27 protein-coding genes are annotated in these 25,385 nt (G+C 56.4%); 18 read left to right on the top strand and 9 right to left on the bottom strand.

The genetic code is table 11. The annotated features are described in order from the left end of the window. Positions 1 to 18: 18 nt before the first annotated feature. The 4 genes from ACFFK0_RS21420 to ssuE all read left to right on the top strand — a co-directional run bounded on the left by ACFFK0_RS21420 (position 19) and on the right by ssuE (position 3,706). The gene (locus ACFFK0_RS21420; RefSeq protein ID WP_377472411.1) at positions 19 to 855 is read left to right on the top strand and encodes a phytanoyl-CoA dioxygenase family protein; all 837 of its coding nucleotides are present in this window, start codon (positions 19 to 21) and stop codon (positions 853 to 855) included. A 130-nt stretch (positions 856 to 985) separates the two neighbouring features. Further along, a complete protein-coding gene (locus ACFFK0_RS21415) occupies positions 986 to 2,230 on the top strand; it encodes an aminopeptidase (RefSeq protein WP_377472410.1) in 1,245 nt (414 codons plus the stop codon). A 163-nt stretch (positions 2,231 to 2,393) separates the two neighbouring features. After that, the gene (gene nfsA / locus ACFFK0_RS21410; RefSeq protein WP_377472408.1) at positions 2,394 to 3,140 is read left to right on the top strand and encodes an oxygen-insensitive NADPH nitroreductase; all 747 of its coding nucleotides are present in this window, start codon (positions 2,394 to 2,396) and stop codon (positions 3,138 to 3,140) included. Positions 3,141 to 3,172: 32 nt separating this feature from the next. After that, positions 3,173 to 3,706: an NADPH-dependent FMN reductase gene (gene ssuE / locus ACFFK0_RS21405; protein ID WP_377472407.1), complete on the top strand. Its 534-nt coding sequence runs from the start codon at positions 3,173 to 3,175 to the stop codon at positions 3,704 to 3,706. Between the two features lie 15 nt (positions 3,707 to 3,721). Here ssuE and ACFFK0_RS21400 read toward each other — a convergent pair whose 3' ends face one another. Further along, on the bottom strand, positions 3,722 to 4,480 hold the full coding sequence (locus ACFFK0_RS21400) for an SDR family NAD(P)-dependent oxidoreductase (RefSeq protein ID WP_377472406.1): 759 nt from the start codon (positions 4,478 to 4,480) through the stop codon (positions 3,722 to 3,724). Between the two features lie 153 nt (positions 4,481 to 4,633). On the opposite strand from ACFFK0_RS21400, the gene ACFFK0_RS21395 reads away from it, so the two are divergent. Further along, the gene (locus ACFFK0_RS21395; RefSeq protein ID WP_377472405.1) at positions 4,634 to 4,954 is read left to right on the top strand and encodes a hypothetical protein; all 321 of its coding nucleotides are present in this window, start codon (positions 4,634 to 4,636) and stop codon (positions 4,952 to 4,954) included. Positions 4,955 to 5,042: 88 nt separating this feature from the next. Here the strand turns inward: ACFFK0_RS21395 and ACFFK0_RS21390 are convergent, their stop codons facing one another. Then, positions 5,043 to 5,909 carry a helix-turn-helix transcriptional regulator gene (locus ACFFK0_RS21390; protein WP_377472404.1) on the bottom strand — a complete coding sequence of 289 codons (867 nt, stop codon included), beginning with the start codon at positions 5,907 to 5,909 and terminating at the stop codon, positions 5,043 to 5,045. Positions 5,910 to 6,040: 131 nt separating this feature from the next. Here ACFFK0_RS21390 and ACFFK0_RS21385 point away from each other — a divergent pair, with 131 nt between their 5' ends. The 6 genes from ACFFK0_RS21385 (at position 6,041) to add (ending at position 12,051) form a co-directional block, all read left to right on the top strand. Beyond that, a complete protein-coding gene (locus ACFFK0_RS21385) occupies positions 6,041 to 7,054 on the top strand; it encodes a Gfo/Idh/MocA family protein (RefSeq protein ID WP_377472402.1) in 1,014 nt (337 codons plus the stop codon). Between the two features lie 12 nt (positions 7,055 to 7,066). Then, positions 7,067 to 8,005: an aldo/keto reductase gene (locus ACFFK0_RS21380; protein WP_377472401.1), complete on the top strand. Its 939-nt coding sequence runs from the start codon at positions 7,067 to 7,069 to the stop codon at positions 8,003 to 8,005. Between the two features lie 209 nt (positions 8,006 to 8,214). Next, positions 8,215 to 9,375: a phosphoribosylglycinamide formyltransferase 2 gene (gene purT, locus ACFFK0_RS21375; protein ID WP_377472400.1), complete on the top strand. Its 1,161-nt coding sequence runs from the start codon at positions 8,215 to 8,217 to the stop codon at positions 9,373 to 9,375. A gap of 194 nt (positions 9,376 to 9,569) precedes the next feature. Then, the gene (locus ACFFK0_RS21370; RefSeq protein ID WP_377472399.1) at positions 9,570 to 10,478 is read left to right on the top strand and encodes a hypothetical protein; all 909 of its coding nucleotides are present in this window, start codon (positions 9,570 to 9,572) and stop codon (positions 10,476 to 10,478) included. A 340-nt stretch (positions 10,479 to 10,818) separates the two neighbouring features. Then, positions 10,819 to 10,998, top strand: coding sequence for a hypothetical protein (locus ACFFK0_RS21365; protein ID WP_377472398.1), 180 nt, complete (start codon positions 10,819 to 10,821; stop codon positions 10,996 to 10,998). A 27-nt stretch (positions 10,999 to 11,025) separates the two neighbouring features. After that, positions 11,026 to 12,051 carry an adenosine deaminase gene (gene add / locus ACFFK0_RS21360; protein ID WP_377472397.1) on the top strand — a complete coding sequence of 342 codons (1,026 nt, stop codon included), beginning with the start codon at positions 11,026 to 11,028 and terminating at the stop codon, positions 12,049 to 12,051. A 131-nt stretch (positions 12,052 to 12,182) separates the two neighbouring features. On the opposite strand, the gene ACFFK0_RS21355 is transcribed toward add, so the two are convergent. After that, positions 12,183 to 12,815 carry a nitroreductase family protein gene (locus ACFFK0_RS21355; protein WP_377472396.1) on the bottom strand — a complete coding sequence of 211 codons (633 nt, stop codon included), beginning with the start codon at positions 12,813 to 12,815 and terminating at the stop codon, positions 12,183 to 12,185. A gap of 162 nt (positions 12,816 to 12,977) precedes the next feature. Further along, positions 12,978 to 13,616 (bottom strand): hypothetical protein, encoded by a 639-nt coding sequence (locus tag ACFFK0_RS21350; RefSeq protein ID WP_377472395.1) that lies wholly within the window; start codon positions 13,614 to 13,616, stop codon positions 12,978 to 12,980. A 137-nt stretch (positions 13,617 to 13,753) separates the two neighbouring features. Here ACFFK0_RS21350 and ACFFK0_RS21345 point away from each other — a divergent pair, with 137 nt between their 5' ends. Continuing rightward, on the top strand, positions 13,754 to 14,680 hold the full coding sequence (locus ACFFK0_RS21345) for an AEC family transporter (protein WP_377472394.1): 927 nt from the start codon (positions 13,754 to 13,756) through the stop codon (positions 14,678 to 14,680). Here the strand turns inward: ACFFK0_RS21345 and ACFFK0_RS21340 are convergent. Together ACFFK0_RS21340 and ACFFK0_RS21335 are read right to left on the bottom strand one after the other, a co-directional pair. Beyond that, positions 14,649 to 15,296: an NUDIX hydrolase gene (locus ACFFK0_RS21340; RefSeq protein ID WP_377472393.1), complete on the bottom strand. Its 648-nt coding sequence runs from the start codon at positions 15,294 to 15,296 to the stop codon at positions 14,649 to 14,651. The two genes, ACFFK0_RS21345 and ACFFK0_RS21340, sit on opposite strands and share 32 nt — an antisense overlap. A gap of 15 nt (positions 15,297 to 15,311) precedes the next feature. After that, positions 15,312 to 16,718, bottom strand: coding sequence for a PASTA domain-containing protein (locus ACFFK0_RS21335; RefSeq protein WP_377472391.1), 1,407 nt, complete (start codon positions 16,716 to 16,718; stop codon positions 15,312 to 15,314). A gap of 148 nt (positions 16,719 to 16,866) precedes the next feature. Between ACFFK0_RS21335 and ACFFK0_RS21330 the strand changes: the two genes are divergently transcribed. From ACFFK0_RS21330 to ACFFK0_RS21305, 6 genes are all read left to right on the top strand, one after another. Further along, positions 16,867 to 17,433: a uracil-DNA glycosylase gene (locus ACFFK0_RS21330; RefSeq protein ID WP_377472389.1), complete on the top strand. Its 567-nt coding sequence runs from the start codon at positions 16,867 to 16,869 to the stop codon at positions 17,431 to 17,433. Positions 17,434 to 17,533: 100 nt separating this feature from the next. Then, positions 17,534 to 19,072: a spore germination protein gene (locus ACFFK0_RS21325; RefSeq protein WP_377472438.1), complete on the top strand. Its 1,539-nt coding sequence runs from the start codon at positions 17,534 to 17,536 to the stop codon at positions 19,070 to 19,072. 17 nt (positions 19,073 to 19,089) lie between these two features. Continuing rightward, the gene (locus tag ACFFK0_RS21320) at positions 19,090 to 20,184 is read left to right on the top strand and encodes a GerAB/ArcD/ProY family transporter (protein WP_377472387.1); all 1,095 of its coding nucleotides are present in this window, start codon (positions 19,090 to 19,092) and stop codon (positions 20,182 to 20,184) included. After that, entirely contained in the window at positions 20,181 to 21,389 is a 1,209-nt protein-coding gene (locus tag ACFFK0_RS21315) for a Ger(x)C family spore germination protein (protein ID WP_377472385.1), read from the top strand. The genes ACFFK0_RS21320 and ACFFK0_RS21315 overlap by 4 nt, the downstream gene beginning before the upstream one ends. Then, positions 21,386 to 21,604: a hypothetical protein gene (locus ACFFK0_RS21310; RefSeq protein WP_377472383.1), complete on the top strand. Its 219-nt coding sequence runs from the start codon at positions 21,386 to 21,388 to the stop codon at positions 21,602 to 21,604. Before ACFFK0_RS21315 ends, ACFFK0_RS21310 begins: the two co-directional genes overlap by 4 nt. A gap of 23 nt (positions 21,605 to 21,627) precedes the next feature. After that, positions 21,628 to 22,734: a GerAB/ArcD/ProY family transporter gene (locus ACFFK0_RS21305; protein WP_377472380.1), complete on the top strand. Its 1,107-nt coding sequence runs from the start codon at positions 21,628 to 21,630 to the stop codon at positions 22,732 to 22,734. Positions 22,735 to 22,918: 184 nt separating this feature from the next. Here the strand turns inward: ACFFK0_RS21305 and ACFFK0_RS21300 are convergent, their stop codons facing one another. From ACFFK0_RS21300 to kduD, 3 genes are read right to left on the bottom strand one after another with little or no spacing between them, the layout of a single operon-like run. Next, complete coding sequence (locus ACFFK0_RS21300) at positions 22,919 to 23,584, bottom strand: bifunctional 2-keto-4-hydroxyglutarate aldolase/2-keto-3-deoxy-6-phosphogluconate aldolase (protein WP_377472378.1); 666 nt, start codon at positions 23,582 to 23,584, stop codon at positions 22,919 to 22,921. Positions 23,585 to 23,610: 26 nt separating this feature from the next. Beyond that, complete coding sequence (locus ACFFK0_RS21295; RefSeq protein ID WP_377472376.1) at positions 23,611 to 24,591, bottom strand: sugar kinase; 981 nt, start codon at positions 24,589 to 24,591, stop codon at positions 23,611 to 23,613. A 4-nt stretch (positions 24,592 to 24,595) separates the two neighbouring features. Continuing rightward, positions 24,596 to 25,348 (bottom strand): 2-dehydro-3-deoxy-D-gluconate 5-dehydrogenase KduD, encoded by a 753-nt coding sequence (gene kduD / locus ACFFK0_RS21290; protein WP_377472374.1) that lies wholly within the window; start codon positions 25,346 to 25,348, stop codon positions 24,596 to 24,598. Positions 25,349 to 25,385: the final 37 nt, after the last annotated feature.

Raw genomic sequence — 25,385 nt, 5'->3', positions numbered from 1 at the left:
GACAAGGGGCTATGAGCGATGACGATGAAGGATATGCTTGACGGGCTGCCGGAGCTGAACAGTCCGTATGCGCTTACGAGTGAGCAGATCGAGGCGTACCGGCGCGACGGCCACACGATGCTCCGAGGCGTCGCTGCAGATCATGAAGTACAGGCTTACCGGACTGTCATCAGCGGGCTCGTCCGGGAATCGAACGATCAGACGAAGCCGCTGCACGAGCGCGATACGTACGGCAAGGCATTCATTCAAATCATTAATTTGTGGCGGAAGAGCGAGGCCGTGAAAAGGTTTGTGCTTGCCGAGCGGTTCGGCCGCATCGCTGCGGAGCTGATGGGCGTCGATGCCGTACGCGTCTATCACGATCAAGCGCTGTTCAAAGAACCGGGCGGCGGCCATACGCCGTGGCATCAGGATCAAATTTACTGGCCGATGGATACGGATAAGACAATCACGCTTTGGATGCCGCTCGTGCCAATCACCGAAGCGGTCGGTTCGATGACATTCGCTTCCGAATCGCATCGGAAGGGATTAATCGACCGGATTGAAATTTCCGACGAGTCGCATAAAACGCTGGCGCAGTATATCGAAGGCAAAGGCTTCAAGCTGGTGAACTACGGCGGGATGGCGGCGGGCGATGCAACGTTTCATGGCGGCTGGACGCTGCACGCGGCGCCCGGTAATCCGACGGATACGATGCGTGAAGTGATGACGATTATTTATTACGCGGACGGGACGAAGGTTGCGGAGCCGAAAAGCAGCGCACAGCGAAACGATCTGAATGCCTATTTTCCGGGACAGAAGCCGGGTGAAGAGGCGGGCACGGATTTGAATCCGATCGTTTATCGACGCCAATAACATATAGCCGGTTAATGGCTGTTTGCCCGCCTGTATGCGGAGCGGACAGCCTTATTTGCAATTGATGAAGGTCTAGGAAATAATAAAGGGGAGTATGATCCAAGCACGGGAAAAAGGAGCCGTAATCCTCATGACAACATTCGAGCAACATCTGGACCGGTATGCCGAGCTGGTCGTGAAAGTCGGCGCCAACGTCCAGCCCGGCCAGCTGCTCATCGTCGAGTCGCCGCTGGAGAACGCCCCGCTTACCCGCCGAATCGTCCGCAAAGCGTACGAAGCCGGAGCGAAATTCGTTCAAGTGCTGTGGGACGACGAGGCGGTCACGCGGATCCGGTATGAATCGGCGCCGGACGAATCGTTCGATTACTATCCGGAGTGGACGGCGCGTACGATGGAGATGCTTGCCGAAAGCGGCGGGGCGCTATTGCACATTAAGGTGCCGGACCCGAACTTATTCGAAGGCATCGACGCCTGGAAAATAACGGCCGCCTCCAAAGCCGCCTTAACGGCCCGGCAAACGTACTCCTCCTACGTGCGAACGAACAAATTCAGCTGGTGTTTAATTAAAGCTCCGACGGCGGCATGGGCCGCGAAGGTGATGCCGGAGGTGCCGGAGCCGGAGCGGCTCCCGTCGATGTGGGATGCGATCTTCCGCATGAACCGCGTCTATGAGGCGGACCCGATAGCGGCATGGCAGGCGCATATCGACAAGCTGACGAAGCTGCAGACATTCCTGAACGAGAAACGCTACAAAAGCTTGCATTATCAGGCGCCGGGCACCGACCTGCAGGTGGAGCTTGCGGACGGGCATATTTGGATCGGCGGCGGCGATTTGAACGAAAGCGGCATTTATTTCGTTCCCAATATGCCGACGGAGGAAGTGTTCACGATGCCGTGCCGCACGGGGGTGAACGGAACGGTATCAAGCACGCTGCCGCTGAACTTGAACGGACGGATCATCGATAAGTTCTCGCTGACATTCCGGGACGGCAAGGTGGTCGGCCATACGGCAGAGGTTGGACTGGATGCGCTGACGAGGCTGCTCGATATGGATGAGGGGATGCGATTCCTTGGCGAGGTCGCTCTCGTGCCGCACGATTCGCCGATTTCGAAGATGGGGCGTATTTTTTACAACACCGGCATCGATGAAAATGCTTCCTGCCATTTTGCCCTCGGCAGCGCGTACCCGGTTAACATCGAAGGCGGCGTCGGCTTGTCGAAGGAAGAGCTGCTGGCCCGCGGCGGCAACGTCAGCCTGAATCATGTGGATTTCATGATCGGATCCGCGGAGCTGAACATTACCGGCGAGCTGCAGGACGGCTCGAAGGAACCGATTTTCACGAGTGGCAGCTGGGCGATTCGCTTCGAAGAGTAAATTGTTGGATTTCAGGGGTTGACGGCGTTCGGCTTGGGGTGATACGATGCGATTACCGAGTGAATCACTTGGATATAGCGAATCGGTCATGCCAGTCAACTGGAGACACGGAGCCTTTGTGCTGCGCTGTCTCCTTTTTCACACGGAGCGGGAGGTGAAGACATTGAACGATATCGTAACGCTGCTGCTTGATCATAAATCGATTCGGAAGTTTAAGCCGGACGCCGTACCGCCGGAGCAGATCGGAGCGATTGTCGCGGCCGCTCAGGCTGCATCGACGTCGTCCAACATGCAGGCTTACAGCGTCATCGGCGTGACGGATCCGGAGGTTAAGGGCAAGCTGGCGGAGCTGGCCGGAGGCCAGAGACACGTGGAGCAGTGCCCGTTATTCCTGGTCTGGTGCGCCGATTTGCACCGGATCGAGCTGGCCGGGCGGCTGCATGATCCCGATTTTCGCTTGGAGACGAATGTAGAGACGTTCCTGCTCGGTACGATCGACGCTGCGCTGGCCGCTCAGAATGCAGCGGTTGCAGCGGAATCTCTAGGCTACGGCATCGTTTATATCGGCGGAATCCGCAACGACCCGGCAGGGGTGTCGAAGCTGCTCGGTTTGCCGCAGCTCGTGTATCCGGTGTTCGGTCTATGCATCGGTATTCCCGACCAGCAGCCGGATCCGCGTCCGCGGCTGCCGCAGCATGCGGTGTACCACGAGGGCCGCTACGCTTCGGACGCAGAGCAGCTGGCCGGCATTCGAGCATACGATGACGTCATGCAGACGTATTACGGCACGCGGGCCGGGGGTGGCAGGGACACCGTCTGGTCAAAGGAGATGCTGGCCCGCGTGGGCGGGGGATCATTGCGTGAGCATTTGTACGACTATTTGAAGAGTCAAGGCTTCGAGCTTCGCTAAACCGGTACGTACATAGGAGGAGAAAGAGGAGTATGAGTAAAGTAGCGATCATTTCCGGAAGTCCTTCGGCTTCCTCGCGGTTGAACGGGTTGCTTCAGACTATTAAGGGAGAGCTGGAGCAGCGCGGCGCGGAGGTGCATGCGATTGTCGTGCGCGACATTCCGCCTGAGGATCTTGTATACACCCGGTTCGATAGCCCGGCGATCGTCGAGGCAAACCGCCTCGTCGAGTCGGCGGATGCCGTCATCGTCGCAACGCCGGTCTATAAAGCATCATATACGGGGGTGCTGAAAGCGTATTTGGACCTGCTGCCGCAAAAAGCGCTGTCCGGCAAAGTGACCTTGCCGCTTGCCATCGGCGGCTCGTCGGCCCATTTGCTCATTATCGATTACGCGCTGAAGCCGGTGCTTGCGGCGCTGGGAGCGGAGCACCAGCTTCAAGGCGTATATGCGACCGATTCCCATGTGCAGCGCGGCGAGGACGGCAGCTTCGCTTTGGACGACGAAGTCACGGAGCGGCTGCGTCAGGCCGCGGCGAAGCTGGCCGAAGCGATTCAATCGAAATAATCCCCGCGGTGTAGATTATTCCTCGTATATCATCTTGCGCGTCATGCCGCCGTCTACGACCATGTTGGTTCCGGTTACGAAGCTGTTGTCCGGATCCGTCAAGTAGAAGGCGGCCTTTACGATGTCCTGCGGCGTTCCGACGCGGCCGGCCGGATGCTGCACGTGGTCGATGGGCCTGAGCGCGCTGCGGTCGCCGGTTTCAATCCAGCCGGGACTGATCGCGTTGACGCGAATACCGTATGGACCGAGGGACAGGGCCAGCGCGTGAGTGAGCGCGACAAGCCCGCCCTTCGAGGCGGCGTACGCTTCGGAATTCGGTTCGGACATGAAAGCCCGCGTCGACGCGATGTTGACAATCGAGCCTTTCGTACCGTGGGACTTCATGACCGCCGCCGCTTCCCGCGCACATAGAAAGCTCCCTCTAAGATTCGTATGAATTACGTCGTCCCATTCCTCAAGCGTCAGCTCCAGGGGGGATTTCCACCGTCCGATGCCTGCATTGTTTACTACGGCATCGATACCGGCTGCGCCGCCGGAAGCTTCCGCCGCATGCTTCACAAGCGATGCGACATCGTCCGGATTGCGCATATCCGCTTTCACAAAGCGGACCGATCCCCCTCCGCTGCGAATGAGCTCAGCCGTTTGTTCCCCCTCTTCGACTTCAATATCGCCGATTGTCACGAAAGCGCCGGCTTCGGCGTAGGCGACCGCCAACTCTTTGCCGATGCCGCGCGCCCCTCCCGTAATCAGCACCGAACGTCCTTGCCATTTCATGCGTTGTACCTCCTTGGAGATGTGATTAGGTATATGGTATCATATTGTCCTTGAGGTTCAGCCATTGGTCTCGCTGCGAACGATTGGCGTTACCATTTTCCCATGAATATAGTAAAATAGAACTACCTGATTCTTGAACGGAGGAGCTTCAGCATGGAACTGGACAGAAAGACGCTCATTGACAAGTATTTCGCGATGATCCGGAAGCTAAACGGTTCCGGGAACGATATTCTGGAGGTACGCAAATTTTTCGAGCTGCTTTCGGAAATACGAACTTACGTACCGCCGACAGTCGAATTTATGATCGTGCTGAAGACGTACCGGCCGGTGCTGTTTGGAGAGTTCCGGTCGTCGCTGCTGCCGCATTCGCGTATGCATATGCTCGCTTCTACGAACTTTGACATCGGCCAAGCGATCATTAATCTTGGCATTACGGATCAGGAGCAGCTGTATCAGGCGATCAAAGGGCATTAGTTCCGTGAGAAACAACAGAAGGGATGTCGTCGGGCAAAGACGATAGCGCGGGGTGCATGTGATTTCGCGCGGCTAGCCGGTCCCTCGGTCAGTCCGAGCTGCGTTCGTACAGCTTGCGGTATTGCGACGGAGTCATCCCTTCATATTCCAGAAATTTTTTGTTGAAATAGCTGATGCTCGGATAGCCGGCATCGCGGGCAATCGCCCCGATGGCGGCTTCTTTGCGTTCCAGAAGCCATTGCTTGGCGGCCTGAAGCCTGCAGCGCGTAATAAATTCCAGAGGTGTCATCTGGGTCGCTTTCCGAAACAGCTTGCAGAAGTAATAGGTGCTGACGCCGGCTTGTGCAGCCCAAGCTTCCAGCGTAAACGGCTCGCAGGCTTCCGCCTGCATGACGGGAAGTAAGCGGACAATCCGCTCGAACGCGTCGTCGGAAGCGGCGGATGAAGCGGCTCCGCTGCCGCCGGACGGCTCCGCCTGGGCGACGAATTCGGCGATCAGGCCGTAGGTCAGTTCCGACAGCGAGGTCGGATACAGCAGCTTGCTACGCTCCGCCTCAAGAAGCAGCTCATCGTGCCGCTCCTCCCAAGCGGACGGCTGCCGGAGCCTCCATATCGGGGAACGGTTCATCATCCGCCCCAGCATGTAGGCATGAAGCGGCTCCCCGCCGTAAAAGTGCAGCCATCTCACATCCCAGGGCTCGTCCTGGGAGCTATAATAATGCTGACGGCTCATCGGAAAATGAAGCACGGCGTCACCGCGGCGCAGCTCGTACGTCTTCCCCTCGGCCTGGACGAATCCTTTGCCTGCGGAAACGAAGTGAATATTATAGTTATTCAGCGTTCCGGCTTCGCGAAATACGCTGTGCTCCGGCGAGTCCGTATATCGCCCGACCGACTCGGGAAAGCAGAAATACGGCTGGTCGAGCAGCGTTGGAAAATGGGTTTGCCGCTTCATTGCCGGCTCTAACCTCCAGTTCAGTGATGACAAAATAGTTATAGACGCAAGCAATAAAATGTCATATTCATTGAAGTCGAAAGGGTATATAATCAACAATATCATATTACTTTGAGGAGGAGTAGAGATTCATGAGTCTGCAATCGAAACTTCGCTGGGGCATCCTCGGCTGTGCCGGCATCGCGAAACGTTCCGTTATTCCAGGTATTCGCGAATCGGAGCTTGGAGAAGTGACGGCCATTGCGAGCCGCGATCTTGACAAGGCAAAGGAAACAGCCGCGAGCCTGGATATCGCCAGAGCATACGGGAGCTACGAGGAGCTGCTTGCCGATCCCGAAATTGATGCCGTTTACATACCGCTGCCGAACCATTTGCACAAGGAGTGGACGATCCGCGCGGCGGAAGCGGGCAAGCATGTGCTTTGCGAGAAGCCGATCGCTCTGACCGCCGAGGAAGCTGCCGAGATGGTTGCGGCCAGCCGCAAGGCAGGCGTCCATTTCGAGGAAGCGTTCATGTACCGCCATCATCCGCGATACAAGATGATCAAGGACGTACTGGCCAGCGGGGAAATCGGCGAGGTGCGGGGCATACATGGCACGTTCACCTTCAACAGCGCGGCAAATAAAGGAAACGTCCGATTCCGCCGGGATTGGGGCGGCGGCGCGTTGTACGATGTCGGCGTCTATCCGATCAGTGCCGCCCGCCTGCTGCTTGGAGCGGAGCCGGTGGCGGCGACAGTGCAGGCATTGTTCTCGCCGGAGCACGATGACGTCGACATGATGGCGTCCGGTCTGCTCGAGTTCCCCGGTTCCGTCGGACTGACGTTCGACTGCGCGATGTGGGCGGCTTTCCGGAATACGCTGGAGGTGCTCGGCACGGACGGGCGAATCGAGGTGCCCGGCGCATTCGTCTACCCGAAGGAAGCGGGCGGCGGCAATTTCTTCGTGCATACGAAAGAAGGGCGGCGCGAGGTGGAAGTGCCTGAAGTGAACCAGTACGCGCTGCAAGCGGATAACTTCGCCCGCGTCGTGCTGCAGGGCGAAGCGCCGTTAATGCCGGTCGAGGATACGGTTGCCGGCATGCGGGTGCTCGACGCGTGCCTGCTGTCGGCAAGAAGCCGGACACGGGTCGTTATTTCCGAATAGGAGGGCTACAACGTGGACTATATTCAAATTCAAGGCTGCCGCAAGCCGATCTCCCGTCTGATCAAAGGCACCGATTATTTCAAGCACGACAATTACGATAAGGTATGCGAAAATATGGACGCGTACCTGGCGATCGGCGGCAATACCGTCGATACGGCGCATATTTATTGCGGGGGACAAAGCGAAGAAGTAATCGGCCGGTATATAAGCGAAAGAGGGAACCGCGACCAGCTCGTTATTTTGACGAAAGGCTCGCATCACGATAAGAACGGACCGCGCGTGAACAAGGAAGCGATAAACAGCGATCTGATGACAAGCCTTGAGCGTCTGCAGACGGACCATATCGAGCTGTATGCGCTGCACCGCGACGATCCGCAGCAGCCGGTCGGCGCCATAATCGAGGCGCTGAACGAGCATATCGAGGCCGGCCGCATCGGCGCAATCGGCGGCTCGAACTGGACGTGGCAGCGGCTGGAGGAGGCGAACCGCTATGCGGAGCAGCACGGCTTGGTCGGGTTCACGTTCTCGTCGCCGAACTTGAGCCTTGCCAAAGCGAACGAGCCGTTCTGGTCCGGCTGTGTGTCGGCCGATGCCGAAACGCTGCGCTGGCACGAGCGCACGGGCATGGCGCTGCTGTCGTGGTCTTCACAGGCGCGCGGATTTTTCACCGGACGGTTCTCGCCGGAGGTTCGCGATAACGCCGACTTAGTGCGCGTGTTCTACAGCGACGACAACTGGGAGCGCTACCGCAGAGCGGAAAGCTTGGCGAAGGAAAAAGGCGTTACGACGATTCAAATTGCGCTGGCTTATGTGCTGAATCAGCCATTCCCGGCGTGCGCGCTGATCGGCGCCCAATCTCGCGAGGAGCTGCTGTCGTGCGAAGAAGGCGAGAAGCTGAAGCTGACACGCGAGGAGCTCGACTGGCTGGATCTCAGCATTGCGGCAAGATAAGCTTGGGCTAATAAAGCCGCTCCCGGTTTTCGGGGGCGGCTTTACCGTTGGCGGATCGCTATCGATGGTGCATTGATCCGGGTTCGGATTCGGAATATCGTGAATCGATTATCGGGCGGCATTTTTCTGTCCATAGAGGTGTCGAATCTTGGAATCGTGTATAATACAAAGGATGAATCTACCATACATAAACACGGGGGGCGGGGAACATGTACAAAACGAAGAAAATGCTGCTGTTAGGCTCGGGAGAGCTCGGCAAAGAGGTGGTGCTCGAGGCGCAAAGGCTCGGCGTTGAGACAGTAGCCGTCGATCGCTATGAGCATGCTCCGGCGATGCAGGTCGCACACCGCAGTTATGTGATCGATATGCTCGATCCGCAGCAGCTGCGCCGGATCATCGAGGCGGAGAAGCCGGATCTGATCGTCCCGGAGATTGAAGCGATCGCTACGGCCGAGCTGCTGAAGCTTGAGCAGGAGGGCTTCCGGGTCATTCCGACGGCGACGGCGGCAAAGCTGACCATGGACCGCGAAGGCATTCGGCGTCTGGCGGCGGAAACGCTCAAGCTGCCGACGGCCGGCTACCGGTTTGCCGATACGTACGAGGAATTCGTGCAAGCGGTCAAGGCAACCGGATATCCATGTGTCATTAAGCCGCTCATGAGCTCGTCGGGCAAAGGGCAGAGCGTATGCCGCTCCGAGCAGGACATCGACCGGAGCTGGTCGATCGCTATGGAGGGGGGACGCGTCCAGAACGGCCGCGTGATTGTCGAGGAATTTATCCGGTTTGAATCGGAAATTACGCTGCTGACCGTCCGCTCTGTCGGCGGGACGACGTTCTGCGCTCCGATCGGTCATGTCCAGGAGGACGGCGATTACATCGAGTCGTGGCAGCCGCATCCGATGACGGACACCCAGCTGCAGCGGGCGCAGGATATCGCCCGGACGATTACGGACGCGCTGGGCGGATATGGCTTGTTCGGCGTCGAGCTGTTCCTTTCCGGCGATCAAGTTTACTTCAGCGAAGTGTCGCCGCGTCCGCACGATACGGGCCTCGTCACACTCGTGACGCAAAATTTGTCCGAGTTCGCGCTCCATGTACGCGCCATTCTCGGCTATCCGATTCCGGAAATCGTGCTGATGACGCCGGGGGCAAGCCGACCGCTCAAAGCGCCCCAAAAGCTGGAGCATTACCGGATCGCCGGGGCGGAAGAGGCGCTCGCCGTGCCGCAGACCCAGCTGCGTCTGTTCGGCAAGCCGGTGACGAAGGCCGGCCGCCGCGTTGCCGTTGCGCTATCGGCAGCGGATACCGTCGAAGCCGCCCGCGAACGCGCGAAGAAGGCGCTGGACAAGCTGTCCGTGGAAGAAGCGTAAGCAGGACTTCAACAAAAGATAGCTTCGTATGGTGTACAAGCAGTGTCGCTCTTAGCACGCCTTATCGGCGTGTGAGGGCGATTTTTTTTGTGCCGGTCTAACATCCGGAATCAGGATTTCTGGAATTTGGGTCCCTTGAGCCAAAACAAATCGGGTGTTTCTTTCGTCAGGAAGGGAAAGGAGTGAAGTACATCATGAAACAAGCAAAGTGGCTCGTAATCCTATTATCGTTCAGTATTGCTCTGACCGGGTGTACGATCAAAGAAACTCCGGCACCGGTGCAGGCGGAGGCTCCACAATCCGAAACGACGGCTGAGGAAGCGGTTCGCAGTTTGGTCGAAAGCTTCGGCGGAAAGCTTCAACGGGTATCGCTTCTGGCTCCAAAGGACGTCGTTAGCAAAAGTATGCAGGAGCACTACGGAGACCTGGTTTCCCAAGAGCTTCTTACCCAGTGGCAGAGCGATCCCGAGCAGGCTCCCGGCAGAATGGTATCCAGTCCGTGGCCTGACCGTATTGATGTGCAAAGCACCCAAAAAGTTTCGGAAGACGTGTATCGGGTGAAAGGCCTGGTCATTGAAATCACGAGCAAGAACGGGATTGCAGCGAAGCGGGCTATAGTTGCCGAGGTGAAAAAGATAAACAACCGCTGGTTGATCGACAATGTTGAGCTAGGCGCATATGAGGAAGAAAATGCTGTTGTGTATTCGAATACAGAATACGGTTTTCGTTTCCCGTTGCCGGAAAGCTGGAAAGGGTTCGCGATGGTCACGGACGAGTGGAACGGCTTGGCGCCGGGAGGTCCGGAGGGTGAGAAGATTGTTGAAAAAGGACCTTTGCTCAGCATCAGGCATCCTAAATGGACTAAGGAGTCCCCGAGGCAGGACATTCCTATTATGATATTCACGCAAGCTCAGTGGAGCTCGCTGCAGCAGGGAGAATTTCACATAGGAGCGGCTCCTATAGGGCCGAGAGAGCTTGGCCGCAATTCGCGATATGTTTTTGCGCTTCCGGCGCGTTACAATTTCGCCTTCCCGCCAGGATATGAGGAAGTGGAAAGCATAGTAAAGGATCATCCTCTTCAACCGATGGAAGTGTCAAAATAAGCGGGAATAAGAGCACTAACCTAAAGTGGACCGGGGGGGGTACCCCCCCGGTTATTCTTGTGCATATCTTGAATTGTATTCGTTGATGGAGCGGTGGGGATAGTGGATGGAGCAGTTAACGGTTATAAACATCATATTAATGTAATTGAATATTACATATAAGTAACACATACTTTGATCTTATTCGCAAACATCTGTTGGATGCTCAATTGCTTGTTAATTTAATGATATATTAATTGACTTATTTAAGGTTGATGAGTATGATTGAATTCAAATATCATTAATATACGTAATATAAAATAACGTTTAATTGACATGCGACTCTTGGGGAGGTCATGACATGGGACTGCTCTTCCAATTGGTGAAGGAGACGGAGTCATCGCATAAAGCGGAGCTGATCGAATCGTTGAAGCGTATGCGAAAGCATGGGGCGATCCTGGAGTTAGCCGACGATATTGTGATTCAGCCGGATCTGTATGCGGAGCCTATGCTGAAAGCCAACGAAGATCCACATTCGTAATGTTCGAGCGAGAAGGGAGATGGCGGTATGGACCACGTCCGATTATTGCCGAAAGTGGATTTGCATATTCATTTGGATGGGAGCATGAGGCCGGCCACCGTTATCGAGCTTGCAGCGGAGGAGGGGATCCGTTTGCCGGATACGGACCCGGCGCGATTGGCGGCTCACTTGCAGGCAAGCGAAATGTGCGGCAGCTTAGGCGATTACTTAGCCAAATTCGATCTTCCCCTTCGTTGCCTGCAAACTTCCGAAGGGCTGCGTCGCGCTGCCTATGAACTCGTTATGGACGCTCACGCCGACCGGGTTAAATATATCGAAGTCAGGTTTGCTCCGCTGCTGCATACGGCAGGGAGACTGTCTGCGGAAGAGGTGATTGCTGAAGTTCTGCACGGATTAGAACGGGGAGAGCGGGAGTCGGGTACGCTCGCGCGAGCGATCGTCATTTGCTTGCGGAGTCACGATCCGGCTGAGAACATCCGTGTCATTCACGCAGCGCATTCCTTTCAAGGTCGCGGTGTCGTCGGCGTCGATTTGGCGGGAGACGAAGCGCGCTTTCCTCCTCAGCTGCACCGCGATGTGTTTCGTCTGGCGGACCGGTACGGCTTTCCCGTTACACTCCATGCCGGCGAAGCCGCCGGTGCGGAAAATATTAGGGAATGCGTCTCCCATATGCACGCAGTGCGAATCGGACATGGGGTGCGGTTAAAGGAGAGCGAGCCGCTTGTGCAGTGGATTAAAGAACGGAACATTGCATTGGAGATGTGCGTGACGAGCAACATCCAAACGAAAGCGGTCCGCTGTTGGGAGGAGCACCCGATTAAAGAATACTTCGAGCAAGGGATCCTGGTGACGGTGAACACGGACAATACGACGGTTTCCAATACGACGATGACCCAAGAATATGAGAAAATTATGAAGCTGTACCGATTTACGATAGGGGAGATGAAGCAGTTGATATTGAATGCAGCCAATGTCTCTTTTCTTGAGACGGAGAGGAAGCGTGAGCTGACGGCAAGCCTGCAGACCGAATTGGGGTTGGCGAGCGGGACGTAGAGATGGAGCGGCGGCCGGGCAAACATATCTAATAGAAACTTATACCCCCATCCGGTTGCTTTGCAGGCAAGCGTTTGGGGGTATTAGGGCTGTAATCGCACAGTTCGTAATTCGGCGTAAGCCGATGATCTTTAGAACGTGTTTTTTTGCGTAATTTGATCGATCGGGAAACGGCCGGACGGACGGGCCGGCTGCGCTGCCAAGCCGACGGTAATCAGCATGTTCGGAATATAACGGGCAGGAACGTTGAACGCTTCTACAAATTTCTCCTTGTCGAAGCCGCCCATCGGACACGTGTCATAGCCCATCGCTTTCGCCGCGATCATCAGCTGCATGGCGGCGAGGGAAGCGTTGCGGATCGCTTCGTCGCGGGCGATTTGCGGGTTCTGGTAAGCTCCTTCAATTTGACCGATAAGATTGTCGTAAATCTCCTTAGAAAGAACTCCGGCCTCGACACCCGGACCAAATACGAGCGGGGCATTCTTGTTTGCTTCCAGATCTCCCAGAACGGCGATAACGACGGAGCTTTCCACAATTTGCTTCTGGCCGTAGGCGATCGGCAGCAGCTTTTCCTTCTGTGCCTGGTCTTCGATCACGAGCAGCTTCCAATGCTGGAGGTTCCACGCGGACGGCGCCTGCGAGGTCGAAAGCAGCAGCTGCTCAAGGTCGGCTTGCGGCATTTGGTGCCCGGCTTGGTACTGCTTTACCGCATGACGTTCGCTCAATACGGTGAATACATCGTTATAAACAGCTTGTTGACTCATAAGCAGCTTACCTCCAATAAGTAAATTATTTTCCATCTGTAATGATAATTGTTATAGATTGAAATGTCAAGTTAAGGAAATTGCAAGGAAAATGAAGAAGGCTTCACACGCAATGATGATTTGCGATATGAAGCCGTTGATCCTACGCTTATTCGAATTGAATCAGGCCTGAGCCTGCTGCTGGCGGTGCAGCTCTTTCAAATTATTAAGTGCCTGAATGATCGCATCCGCCGGGTCACGGTTCATCAAGTGCAGCGTCAGCAAATAATGCAGCGGGATCGCACAGGTGTTGCTGCCCTCCACAATGCTGGGAAATCCGGCTTCGAGGACGGGACCGTGATCCGGGTGCAGCTCTAGGTCGATATAAACGGGCTCGGGCTCAAATTCTTCACGCACGGTCTTGGCGCAGTGCGGAACAATAATATCGTCGAACAAGTGCTTGGCGTCGTCCTCGGATTGCGGAGGAGTCGGCAGCGGCCGGCTCTCCGGGCTCTTGGCCAGGTCGACAAAATAAGACGTAAGCCACAGCACGGCATTCGGATTGTTCTGGAATTGGCGCGCCAGCTCCGCAAGGAAGAAGCCGCATGTGTACGATTTGTCATCCTTCTTCAGCGTAAACGCCATCATCGGGCCGTGCAGCTGGTGCTGTCCGACTTGGCCTTCCACTTCGTATTCGGAAAACTGTTCCTTTAGTACGTTGTGGATGAGCTGGAACCAGTTCATAATAATCTCGCCTTCACTCGGGCCGGATGAAGCTTCGGTTTCGTCTTGGTTCAGTTGTTCGGTATCTTTATCGGACATAGATGAGCTCCTCCTTATATAGCACCATCATACCACGAACGGACGCAAAGGAAAAATGATTCTGCAGCCCCGCAACCGCTTTCTATTCTGCTATAATAAGGGGGTTCGTCAAATAACGGATGGGAAGGTAGACAGCGATGGCTTATTTCGGACATATTTTACTGAACAACGTTATTCCGCTTTCGATTATGATCGCGATCGGAGCATTACTGTACCGGCTGTTTCAGCTCGATATCAAGACGCTGTCGAAGCTGAATTTTTACTTGTTCTCGCCGGCGGTCATGCTCAAGATGCTGTATGAATCGACGATCTCGTTCGTCGTGCTCGGACAGGTGCTGCTGTACTTTGCGGTCTACTTCGCGCTGCTGTGCTTGATCGTCGAGGTCGTGATGCGCTTGCGGCGGTATAAGGCCGGCATGCGCAGCTCAATGCGCAACAGTGTTATTTTCTACAATAGCGCCAATTACGCGATTCCGCTCAATCAGCTCGTCTTCGTCGGCGATCCGTTCACACTGTCCGTACAAATTATCATTATGATGATGCAGAGCCTTATTCCGAACACGTACGGGATCTACAGCGTCAACGCCGGCAAAATGGACGCCAAGAAGCTGTGGCGCACCATCTTGTCCATGCCCGTCATTTATGTCATTCCGCTCGCTTTCGCTTTGCGGGGCTTTGAAGTTACGATCCCGCCCGCGATCTATACACCGATTAATTATGTAGCCAATGCGTTCATCGCAACCGCGCTCCTGACGCTTGGCGTACAGCTCGGCAGCATGGCATGGAAGCTGAAGCTGTCCGACGTGCTCGTCTCCAACGTGCTGCGCCTGCTCGTCGGCCCTGCGCTCGGATTCGGCGTCGTGCTGCTGTTCGGCTTCACCGGTCCGCTTGCGCAGGCGCTTGTCCTGTCCTGCGCCGTGCCGACCTCGTTAAGCTCGGTGCTGCTCGCCGTCGAATTCGACAATGAACCGGAATTCGCTTCGCAGGCCGTATTCTCCTCGACGATCTTCTCCATATTTACGGTCACGTTCGTCATTTATGCGGTGCAGGTGCTGCTTCCGTAACGGCGGCGCCGACCGCTTGGAACAGCAGGCTGTAGCAATCCGCCGCATGGGGGACGAAGTCGGCGGGCCGCAGAAGGCGTTCACATGCGAGCAGCGTTCCGTCCGGCTGCAGCAGAACGCCGGCTGCCGGGACGCTTTCGCCTTCCAGCATGCGATGAACATCGTGCAGCATGACCCGATACAAGCCGCTCACTTCCTCCGGCTGGAGCCGGTAGGAGGAGAGCGGCTCGGCGCGCTCGAGCGCAAACAGATGGCACTGCTCCCGGTCGATGACGCCGCCGGAAAGACGGTCTTCTTCCGCATATACGCCGCATGGCGTCAAGCTGTGGAAGGGGACGTCGACGCCCAGCTCCTCCTGCAGCTCGCGCACGCCGTCCTCGGGTGTCTCGCCGGACAGCAAATGTCCGGCGCATGTAATGTCGAGCAGTCCCGGGAAGGTGTCCTTCTCCGGGTGGCGGAGCTGAAACAATACGAATACGCCCCCGGCGTCGCGGCCCCAGATCCAGCATTGGAAGGTGCGATGCCACAAGCCTTGGGCATGCACCTCCGCGCGTGTTGCCGTTCCGATCACTTGACCGCCTTCATCCAACACATCAAATCGTTCGTCTTGACTCAACGAAAAGCACCCTTTCTACTGGCTTCCTCTGCTGACGCTAAACTTGACGCTGTCGCCGCGGGCCGCCGCCGTCCCCGCCGCAGGCTCCTGCTCAAACACGGTGCCCTGCGGCGCATCGCTGTGAATAATCGAAAACGAATAGCGCAATCCTGCGGCGAGAGCCGTTTTCTCGGCCTCGGCGCGGGTAAGCCCGATCAGCTTAGGAACCGACGTCGGTCCATTGTTGGCTGCCGGCTGGTTCGGGGCAGGGTTTGGCTCGGAAGTCTTCGGCGGCTGCGTTGGAGCGGCTTCTTGCCGGACAGGTGCCGCAGCAGCAGTCGGCGGCGACGCTTGCGCCGCCGGTTCGCCGGATGACGGCGCGGAGGCGGTATCGGCGCGCTCGCCGCCCGAGCTGAAGAACATCGCCAAGCAGCCGATGAAGACGACGACGAAGATGCAGGCCGCTCCGGCCACGACCGTTAGACGGAGCCACAGCGGCCGGCGGGGCTCTTCCTCTTCCCCGGACGGCTCGTCGTCGCGAGCGTCCTCATCCTTCACTTCCGGCTCGCCCGGGATATGGCTCGCAACACGCACGACAGGCAGCGCTGGCGGGCGAAGCACGCTCGTATCCTCACCAGGCTCCGATTGAGTTGGCCGGACGGGCTCCGCAAAGGGTCGTGCGGAAAGCGACGGCAGTACGTCCGGCTGAGCGGCGGCATGGTCTTCAATTGGAGGCTGTGCCGCAAGCTCCTCCTTAGGGGCTGTATCCGGCAGGCAGCCTTGAAGCAGTACGAGGAAGTTCGCCAGCGCGAGCTTCTCCCGATGAACGCGGTCCATGACGCTGAGCAGCGCCTCCATGCGGTCTAGCTGCAGCCTGTGCAGCGCAATGCGCAGACGCGGCTCCGATACGGTTCTCCAGTTTGCTGCCGCAGCATCCTTAAGGAGGAGCTGGCGCAGCAAGCCGCATAAGCCGGCTGCACCTTTGGCGCGTTCCTCGCCCGGCTCCCAATAATGAATCGGCATAAGACGACCGCCGCTGCCCAGCCAAATGTTATCGGCCAATACTCCGTAACCGAAGACGCCTTCCTCCGCAGCTTCCAGCATCGCCAGTCCAAGCTCGTAGACTTGCTTGACGACGTCTTCCGCATCAAGGCCGTGTCTGCGCAGCACCTCGAGCAGCGGTGCGCCTCCATCCGCTTTGAATACGGCAAAGCTGCTGTTCCCTACAAACCCTACGTCCAATATGTGCATGAAGGCGTCGTGATTGAAAGAGGCCCCGCGCAGCAGCGCATCGCGCCGCTCGGGACCGGTTTGCCCGCCCCGTAGTTCATAAAGATAAACACGCCTGCTCAGCGCTTGATCGTCGGCTTCGTGCAAACGGCCGTATGTCAGCTCCTTGACAGCGCCATTCATGGTATAACGGCTGCCGAAGTTGGAATCCATTCACTACCCCCGCCTTTCCTCTCTTTATTGTGAACGACATTATATGTATTCGCAAGTAAACCGGAATTTGCTCCCCAATACTTACAATTGTGCGAATGGACATGTTAAAGATACGACTTTCAGGTGAAAGCGGAAGGAGTGCAGGTTCATGAGTACGCGTATATGGAACGAGCATGAAGTGCCCGAAGGCTTGGAATCGTGCCAGCTATGCGAGCTGGCCAAGCAGCGCAGACGCGTCATATGGGGAGAAGGCAATCCGCATGCGGCAATCCTCGCTTTGCTCGACAATCCCGGCGCCAGAGAGGATGCGAATGGAGTGCCGTTCGTCTGCGGAACAAGAATAACGCTTCAGGAGGCCGCCGCCGAGGTCGGTTTAGGCGAAGCTGACTTGTACGTGACGTATGTATTGAAATGCCGGCCGATCCGTGCCTACGACAAGCAGGTATGCAGAGACGCTTGCATGAGTCATTTGCAGAAGCAGCTGGAGGATGTCCGGCCCAGACTGGCCATCTGCTTCGGAAATATAGCCGTGCAGTCGTTCTTCGGGGATGAGGAAGCGGAGGTAAAGCGGCTTCGGGGAGCTTGGCATGAAGTACGGGGGATACCGACCATCGTCACGTATCATCCGCTTGCGGTTCGCCGCAGACCCTCTCTGCGGAACGTATATATGGAGGATTGGCGTGAGCTTGCCCGGCGGTTCCGTTCAGGTGAATGAGGAATAAATCGGTATATTCTCGTTCACCCTATGCGCATCATGATCGTTCAGAGGTGAAGCGCGAATGAGAGGCTTTGACCGGCTGTTGAAACAATTATTGATGTCAAAGCTTCCCATGAACGCCGTGATTCAGGAAGATGTACGGATCGAACAGGATCAGCTCTCATCCGCATTGGCGGTGAACGAAAATGAACTGCGCACCATCTATGCCAATTGCTCCGACGTCGTTTTTCACGATTTTACGATAGGACAGGGGACAGCCGCTCTGCTTTTGTATATCGAAGGCTTGTCCAACACGGCAGAAATTAACGGGCATGTGCTCGAGAAGCTAATGGAGGCGCATACGCCGCAATGCGCAGACATAAGCGCTTTGGTTCGGGAGAAAGTCGCCGTTTCGAAGGTGTCGGAGGTTACGACCTTTACCGATGTCATTAAGCAAATATCGGGGGGAGCCTCGTTAATTCTTATCGACGGTGAACCGCGCGGCTTCATCATCGGTCTTCCCAAGTGGGAGAAGCGGTCGATCGAAGAGCCTGCCGCCGAATCGGTTATTCGCGGTCCAAGGGAAGGGTTTACGGAATCCATCGCGGTCAACTGCTCCCTGATTCGCAGACGAGTCCGAAGCCCGAAGCTGAAGATGCAAGCGTTGTCTATAGGACGGTTCACCCAGACGCAAATTATTCTCGCCTATATCGAAGGGATTGCAGCAGACACGCTGATCGAAGAAGCGCAGGCGCGTCTGCAGCGCATCGACATCGACGGCGTGCTGGAAAGCGGATATATCGAGGAAATGATCGAGGACGCTCCTTTTTCTCCGTTTCCTCAAATTCTCAACACGGAACGACCGGATGTCGTTGTGGCCAATCTGCTCGAAGGCCGTGTCGCGATATTGGTGGATGGAACTCCGTTCGTATTAATCGCCCCGGCGACGATGTACTCGATGCTTCAGTCTTCGGAGGATTACTACGAAAGATACATAATTTCGACTTTGATCCGCTGGCTGCGCTATACGTTTTTCTTGATCGCCCTGCTGCTGCCGTCCATCTATATCGCAATCTTAACGTTTCATCAGGAGATGATCCCTACGACGCTGCTGCTGAGCATAGCGAAGTCAAGGGAAGAAATTCCTTTCCCGGCACTAGTGGAAGCGCTGTTGATGGAAATCGCTTTTGAAGGTTTGCGTGAGGCGGGCATCAGGCTTCCCAAACAGGTAGGCGCCGCGGTCAGTATCGTCGGCGCTTTAGTCATCGGAGAAGCCGCCACGTCGGCCGGACTCGTATCGTCGCCGATGGTGATGGTCGTCGCCTTGACGGGGATCGCATCCTTCACGATTCCCCGCTATGCGACCGGCATGGCGCTTCGCATGCTGCGGTTTCCGATCATGCTGCTTGCCGGTACGCTCGGACTGCTTGGCATTATGCTGGGATTGATCGGCATCATTATCCATCTCAGCTCGATTCGTTCCTTCGGCGTTCCTTATTTATCGCCTATGGGCCCGATGAAGTCGCGCGACATGAAGGACGTTCTGCTCAGGGCGCCGTGGTGGGCGTTAAAAACACGTCCGCATTTGACGGACGAGTACGATCCTTATCGGCAATCCCAAGGCAATAAGCCGGGACCGGGCAAAGGAAGTGATTAACGACGGTGCTGCCTTCCATGAAAATCAACGCTTCGCAAATGGCGGTCATTATGCATCCCGCTATTTCTTCCACTGCGCTTCTGTCCGCACCCGCGATAATCGCCAGACATGCGGATAGAGACATGTGGCTGTCGCCGCTCTGGGGCTCTTTGATCGGAATGCTGTCGGTGTACATCGCATGCCGGTTAAATCGGCTGTATCCGTCGGAAACAGCCATTCAATATTATGAACGCATATTGGGCAAGTTCGCAGGCAAGCTGCTGGGGCTCGTGTTTCTGATGTTTCTTTTGCACATTACCGGCATCATCATCAGGCAATACGGCGAATTCGTGGTGAGTACTTTTCTTACGGAAACGCCCATTGTCGTTATTATCGTCAGCATGATGATCGTATGCGCCTATGCCGTAAGATGCGGGCTGGAGACAATCGCCAGAAGCGCCCAAATCATCGTTCCCGTTGTAGGGCTGCTTTTTATCGTCATCGTCGCTATGCTGATTCCGGATATGAAAGTGACGAAGCTGCTTCCGATGCTGGAGAACGGCCTATGGCCTTCCTTGAAAGGCGCTCTCTTTCCCGCTGCCTGGTTCAGCGAATTTACGCTCGTTTCGTTTCTGCTTCCGCACATCAGTGACCGGCAGCATGCTTGGAAGTGGGGGCTCGCCAGCGTCGTCTCCGTATCGTTCATATTCATTCTGACCGCCGCTTCGTCTCTCATGCTGTTCGGAGGCATCACGAGTGCGCTGCCGTATCCTGTATTGCTGCTCGCCCGCTACATCAGTCTTGCCGATTTTCTTTCGCATGTAGAGTCCATCGTGATGGCCATTTGGGTGGCGGGACTATTTATCAAAATCACTTTTTTCTATTACATTCTTGCGGCGGGCACCGCCCAGTGGCTGGATATGACCGACCATCGGCCGCTCGTTATGCCGTTAGCGCTGCTTCTGGTCGTGTTCAGCCTATGGTCCGGGAAATCGTTCGGCGAAATCAGCCTTTTCCTGGCGACTGCCGCACCTTTCTATGTAATGCTGATGCTCGTGCTCGTTCCGTTGCTTTTACTCGCTATCGCTCTTTTGCGAAAACATTTCGCAGCCGGTAAGGGGGTTCCGGAATGAAGCTGGCTTCGACAGCCGGGAGGAGCATCGCATGCATCTGTCTCTTTGCTTCCATCCTGCCTCTTGCCGGATGCTGGGATCGAACGGAAGTGAATGATTTGGCGCTCGTTACCGGGGCGGGAATCGATAAGAAGGATGGGACCATCGAGCTTTCGGTGCAAGTATTTATCCCAAAAACCAGCGGCGGTTCCCAAGGGATGGGGAGCAACGCCGGCAAAGGGCAGTCCGGAGGCGGACAGACGTTCGTTCGCGCTGCGAAAGGAATCACGATTGCCGATGCGATGTCTCGGCTTCAGGAGGAACTGCCGCGCAAGCTTTTTTGGGGACATACGGACATTTTCATATTTGGAGAGAAGCTCGCCAGAGAAGGTATAAGCGACCATTTGGACTTCATCCTGCGAGTTCCGCAAACCCGCGAGCGTGCGGATATATTGGTCAGCCAGGGCAGTGCCAAGAGTGTGCTGGAGCTCATGCCGCCGCTGGAACGCGCGAGTTCGGAAGCGCTGAGAGAAATGGCCAAATCGAAGCTGGGCGTTCAGGTGACGGTCATCGATTTGACCCAGATGCTGTCCGGCGAATCGGGTGCCGCCGTCCTGCCGATGGTGCAAACGCTTGGCTCCGATCGGAATCCCGGAAATCGGGAGGTACCTTATATTTTTGGAACGGCAGTGTTAAAGAAGGACCGGTTCGTTGGGCAAATTGACGATAAGATCACGCGGGGAATGTTGATTCTAAGGAATGAAATTAAAAATGCGGTAATTACCGCCAAGGTGGGCAGCGACGACGAGCTGGTGTCCTTTTATTTGCTGAACAGCCGTACGGAATTGTTTCCTCAAATCAAGGACGGGGCTTACAGCGTGACGGCCAAGATCGAAGCGGAAGCGAACGTGCTGCAGAACACATCCGATCTGGACTTGGGGAATCCCGATGTCAATCAAGCTCTGGAAGAGGAGATCAAGGACGCTATTCGATCGCGCGTACAGCTGGCTCTGGACAAAGCTCAGAAGGACTTGAAAGCGGATATATTCGATTTTTCCGAAATATTCCACCGGAAGTTTCCTCGGGAATGGAAGGCGATGAAAGGCCGCTGGAATGAAATTTTTCCGCAAGTGGATGTGCAGCTGGATATCAGGCCGATCGTCCGCAGACCCGGAATGATTACGTCAGGAGGGAACCGGCCGAAGGATGAGGTGAAGAAGCAGTGAAATGGGGCTATATCGCAGGGATCGCTGCGTCGGTTGTTCTCATGACGCTGCTGGAGTGGCCCCGCCTTCGCCAAGCGAAGCTGCGGGCCGCCTACTTGCTGCTGGCTATTTCGGGCTTTACGCTGTCCGTGCTGCTGCTGGCTTTTCCGGAGATGCCGGGACCGACCGCTTGGATCGAAGCCGTATTCAGGCCGGTTGGACGGCTCCTCGAGTAAGATCCGGAAGAGGGGATGACGGAATGGAACGAATCTCGAAGAAACAATTGTTTATTATGATCATGTATTTTCAGATCGGCACGACGATTATATTCGGATTCTCCGCCCAGTCAGGCCGGAATGCTTGGCTCGGTGTGCTTGTTTCTGTCGGGCTCGGGCTGCTGGCTATCGGCATATATCTCGCCTTAATGAAGCTGCTGCCGGGGCTAACGCTGATGGAGTGGTATCCGGCCGTTCTGGGCAAATGGTTCGGAGTGCCGATTTCCTGGCTGTACCCGCTCATGTTCTTGTATGTCAGCGGCCGGGTGCTTGCCGATTTGAGGGACTTGATACCGACGACGATCTTACCCTCTACGCCGCCGTATTTTTTTCTCGGTGTATTTATGTGTTTCATTGCCTATGCGTTGTATCACGGTCTGGAGTCTTTCGGCAGACTTTGCGAAATTATGTTTCCGATCATCATCGGCAGCTTTGTCGTCGTTGTCATTCTTCTCATCGGCTCCGATATCATTCGGTTAAAGCATCTGTTCCCGATCATGGAGCAAGGATTCGGCGAAGTATGGACCTCGGTATGGCCTGCGGGGGTAACCCAAACATTCGGCGAAACGATCGTATTTGCGATGTTTTGGCCGATGGTGAAACAGCAGGGTCAAATTTCGAAAACCGTTGTAATGGCGACTCTGTCTTCGAGCTTGCTTATTCTTATCGTTGATTTGTTATGCATTACGACTCTTGGCGAAGGAATGTTTGCCGCCAGCATTTATCCGATGTATACGGTCATCCGGCTCATCTCGATTGCGGAATTTATTGAGCATCTTGACGCTATTGCTGTCCTTTATTTTATTAACACGGCTTTTTTCAAGGTTGCGATTTATATGTTGGCCGCCATGTACGGCATTCAACGACTTCTCTTGATGACGAACCGACGAATGTTACCGATTCCGTTCGCCGCGGCCGTGTTGTTCATGGGGCTGACGATGTCGGACAGCATTCAGGAGCACATCTTTGGTGTACATATGAACATTCTTTCGCCGTATTTCTGGGTGCCGCTGTACATTGTGGCTCCCGCGCTGCTGGTCATCGTCGCTTTGATTCGTCGTTGGTATTCCGCTTTACTATCGAGGAGGTGAACCGGGATATGATGGGGTGGCCCTGGGAATCCCAGGAAATGCTGCATAGTCCGTGGAAAATGCAGGTTTTCCTGGCTGGTATAGCGCTCGCGGGCTCTGTCTGCACCTGGATACGGGAGAAGCGCAAGGGGAGGAAGGAGTAAAAATAAACCCCCGGTTCGAGGCCGAACCGGGGGCAGGGGCATTAACGCTGTTTCGCTTGACGGAACGCTTCCACGTAAGCTTGAGCCTTCGCCGTAACGATCGAGAAGTCGTTCTTCTGGACGGCTTCCTTGGTCAGGTCGGAGCCGATGCCGACGGCAAAGGCGCCTGCGGCGATCCATTCCTTCAGATTGGCCAGTGAAACGCCGCCTGTCGGCATGAGGTTCGCCTGCGGCAGCGGTCCCTTGATCGTCGGGATAATCGAAGGGGAGAACAGATTGCCCGGGAACAGCTTCACGACATCGACGCCGAGCTCCAGCGCCGAAGTGATATCTTGTATGGTCATGCAGCCCGGCATGATCGGTGCGCGGTACCGGTTGCAGAGCAGAATCGTATCGCGGTTGAAGCTGGGAGCGACGACGAATTCGGCACCGGCCAGCAGCGTGGCGCGAGCGGTTTCCGGATCGAGCACCGTACCGGAACCGATGACGGCGTAATCGTCCGCTTCCGGACGATCGCTCTGATATTTTTTCGCGAGGGCGGAGATCGCCTCCAGTGCGAACGGTACGGTCATCGTGATTTCGATAATGCGGATGCCGCCGGCGATAGCGGCGTCCGCCATGCGGACGACCTCCTCCGGGGAATCGCCGCGAAGCACGGCGACGACGCCGGCTTCGTGGATTTGCTGGATGAGTCGGATTTTTTTCATTGGGATCGGAAGCCTCCTGATAGTTGTTACCGTTCAATATGCCGCGCGCCGGTAAGCAGACGCTCGGCATCGGCCCACGTCGGCAGCGCTTCCCAGTCGCCCGGTGCCTGCACGACGAGCGAGCCGGTCAGACCGCCGAGCCGGACGGCTTGCTCCAGCGTATAGCCGCGGCTGATACCGCTCAAGAAGCCGGCGCAGAAGCCGTCGCCGGCACCGACGGTGTCGACGACGCGGTCGGCTTTCACGAACGGCAGCTTAACGACGCTGCCGCCGTTCACGATCCAATTCTCCTCGCCGACGCTCTTCACGATCGAGATGCCGGGCAGCTTGCGCAGCTGCTCGAGAATGACGGCTTCGTCTTCGGTTTCGTACAGCAGCTTCAGCTCATCATAGCCGGGCAGGAAGTAGTCCGCTTGCGCGGCCAGCTCCAGCAATACGGGACGGGCTTCGTCGATCGACCACAGCTTCAGCCGCAGATTCGGGTCAAAGCTTACTTTGACGCCTTGCCGCTTGGCGGACGCGACAGCCGCAATGGCGGTTTCCCGGCACGAAGCGCTTAGCGCCGGCGTAATGCCGGTCAGGTGCAGGATCGACGTCTGGCCGATGTAATCGTGATCCAGATCGTCCGGCGTCAGCTTGCTGGCCGCCGATCCGGCGCGGTAATAATACACGGACAGCTTGCCGCGCACCGCTTCGCGCAGCATCAGTCCGGTCGGAGCGGCACTCGTCGTGCGCACCCGCGAGACGTCGACGCCTTCGCCGCGGATCGTCTTGACGATACCGGCGCCGACCGGGTCGTCGCCGATCTTGGAAAACCAGCCGACCTTGGAGCCGAGACGGGCCAGTCCGATCGCGACGTTGCTCTCGGCGCCCCCGAACGATTGCTCCAGCTTGCCGGTCGTACCGAGCCCGCGGCTTCCTTCGGGATACATCAAGGCCATCGTCTCTCCGAAGGTGATGACGTCGAACGGTTTGGCCGTGGATAGGGAGGACTGTGCTTGACTCATCGTCTTATCGCGCCATCCAGCCGCCGTCCACGCAAAGCACGTGGCCGCTCAAGTAATCCGAAGCGCTCGAAGCGAGGAATACGGCAGGACCCTTCAGATCCTGGGTAACGCCCCAGCGCCCTGCAGGGATGCGCTCCAGAATGGAGTTGTAGCGCTTCTCGTCGGAGATGATCGGCGCCGTATTGTTGGTTTCAATGTAGCCCGGAGCGATTGCGTTGACCTGAACGCCCTTGCCCGCCCATTCGTTGGCGAACGCCTTCGTCAGGCCTGCTACGCCGTGCTTGCTCGCCGTGTAGCCCGGTACGTTAATGCCGCCCTGGAAGGAGAGCATTGAAGCGATGTTGATGATTTTACCGCTGCCGCGCTCGATCATATGGCGCCCGATCAGCTGGCTCAGGAAGAACACGCTGTTCAAGTTCAGGTCGATGACGGCATGCCAGTCTTCCCGGGCGTGGTCGGCTGCCGGCGTACGGCGGATCGTGCCGGCGTTGTTGACAAGAATGTCGACGGCGCCGAAGAGGGAGATCGCTTCAGCGGCAACGGCTTCGAGCTTGCTTTCGTCGCTGAGGTCGGCTTTGATTTGCTTCGCTTTGCCGCCGGCCGCTTCAATAGCGGCTACGGTTGCGTCGCAGTTGGAGGAAGCGACGCCGATGACGTTGGCGCCGGCTTCGGCGAGGCCGATGGCGATCGCTTGTCCGATGCCGCCGGATGCGCCGGTGACGAGGGCGGTTTTGCCTGTAAGGTCAAATAAGCTCATAGAAAGGAGCCTCCTGTTATTTATTGTGGGGATGTCC

The sequence above is a fragment of the Paenibacillus chartarius genome (genome assembly GCF_042432825.1).
GTDB classification, from domain to species: Bacteria; Bacillota; Bacilli; order Paenibacillales; family NBRC-103111; genus Gordoniibacillus; species Gordoniibacillus chartarius.
This window is presented reverse-complemented; position numbering and strand designations above follow the sequence as displayed.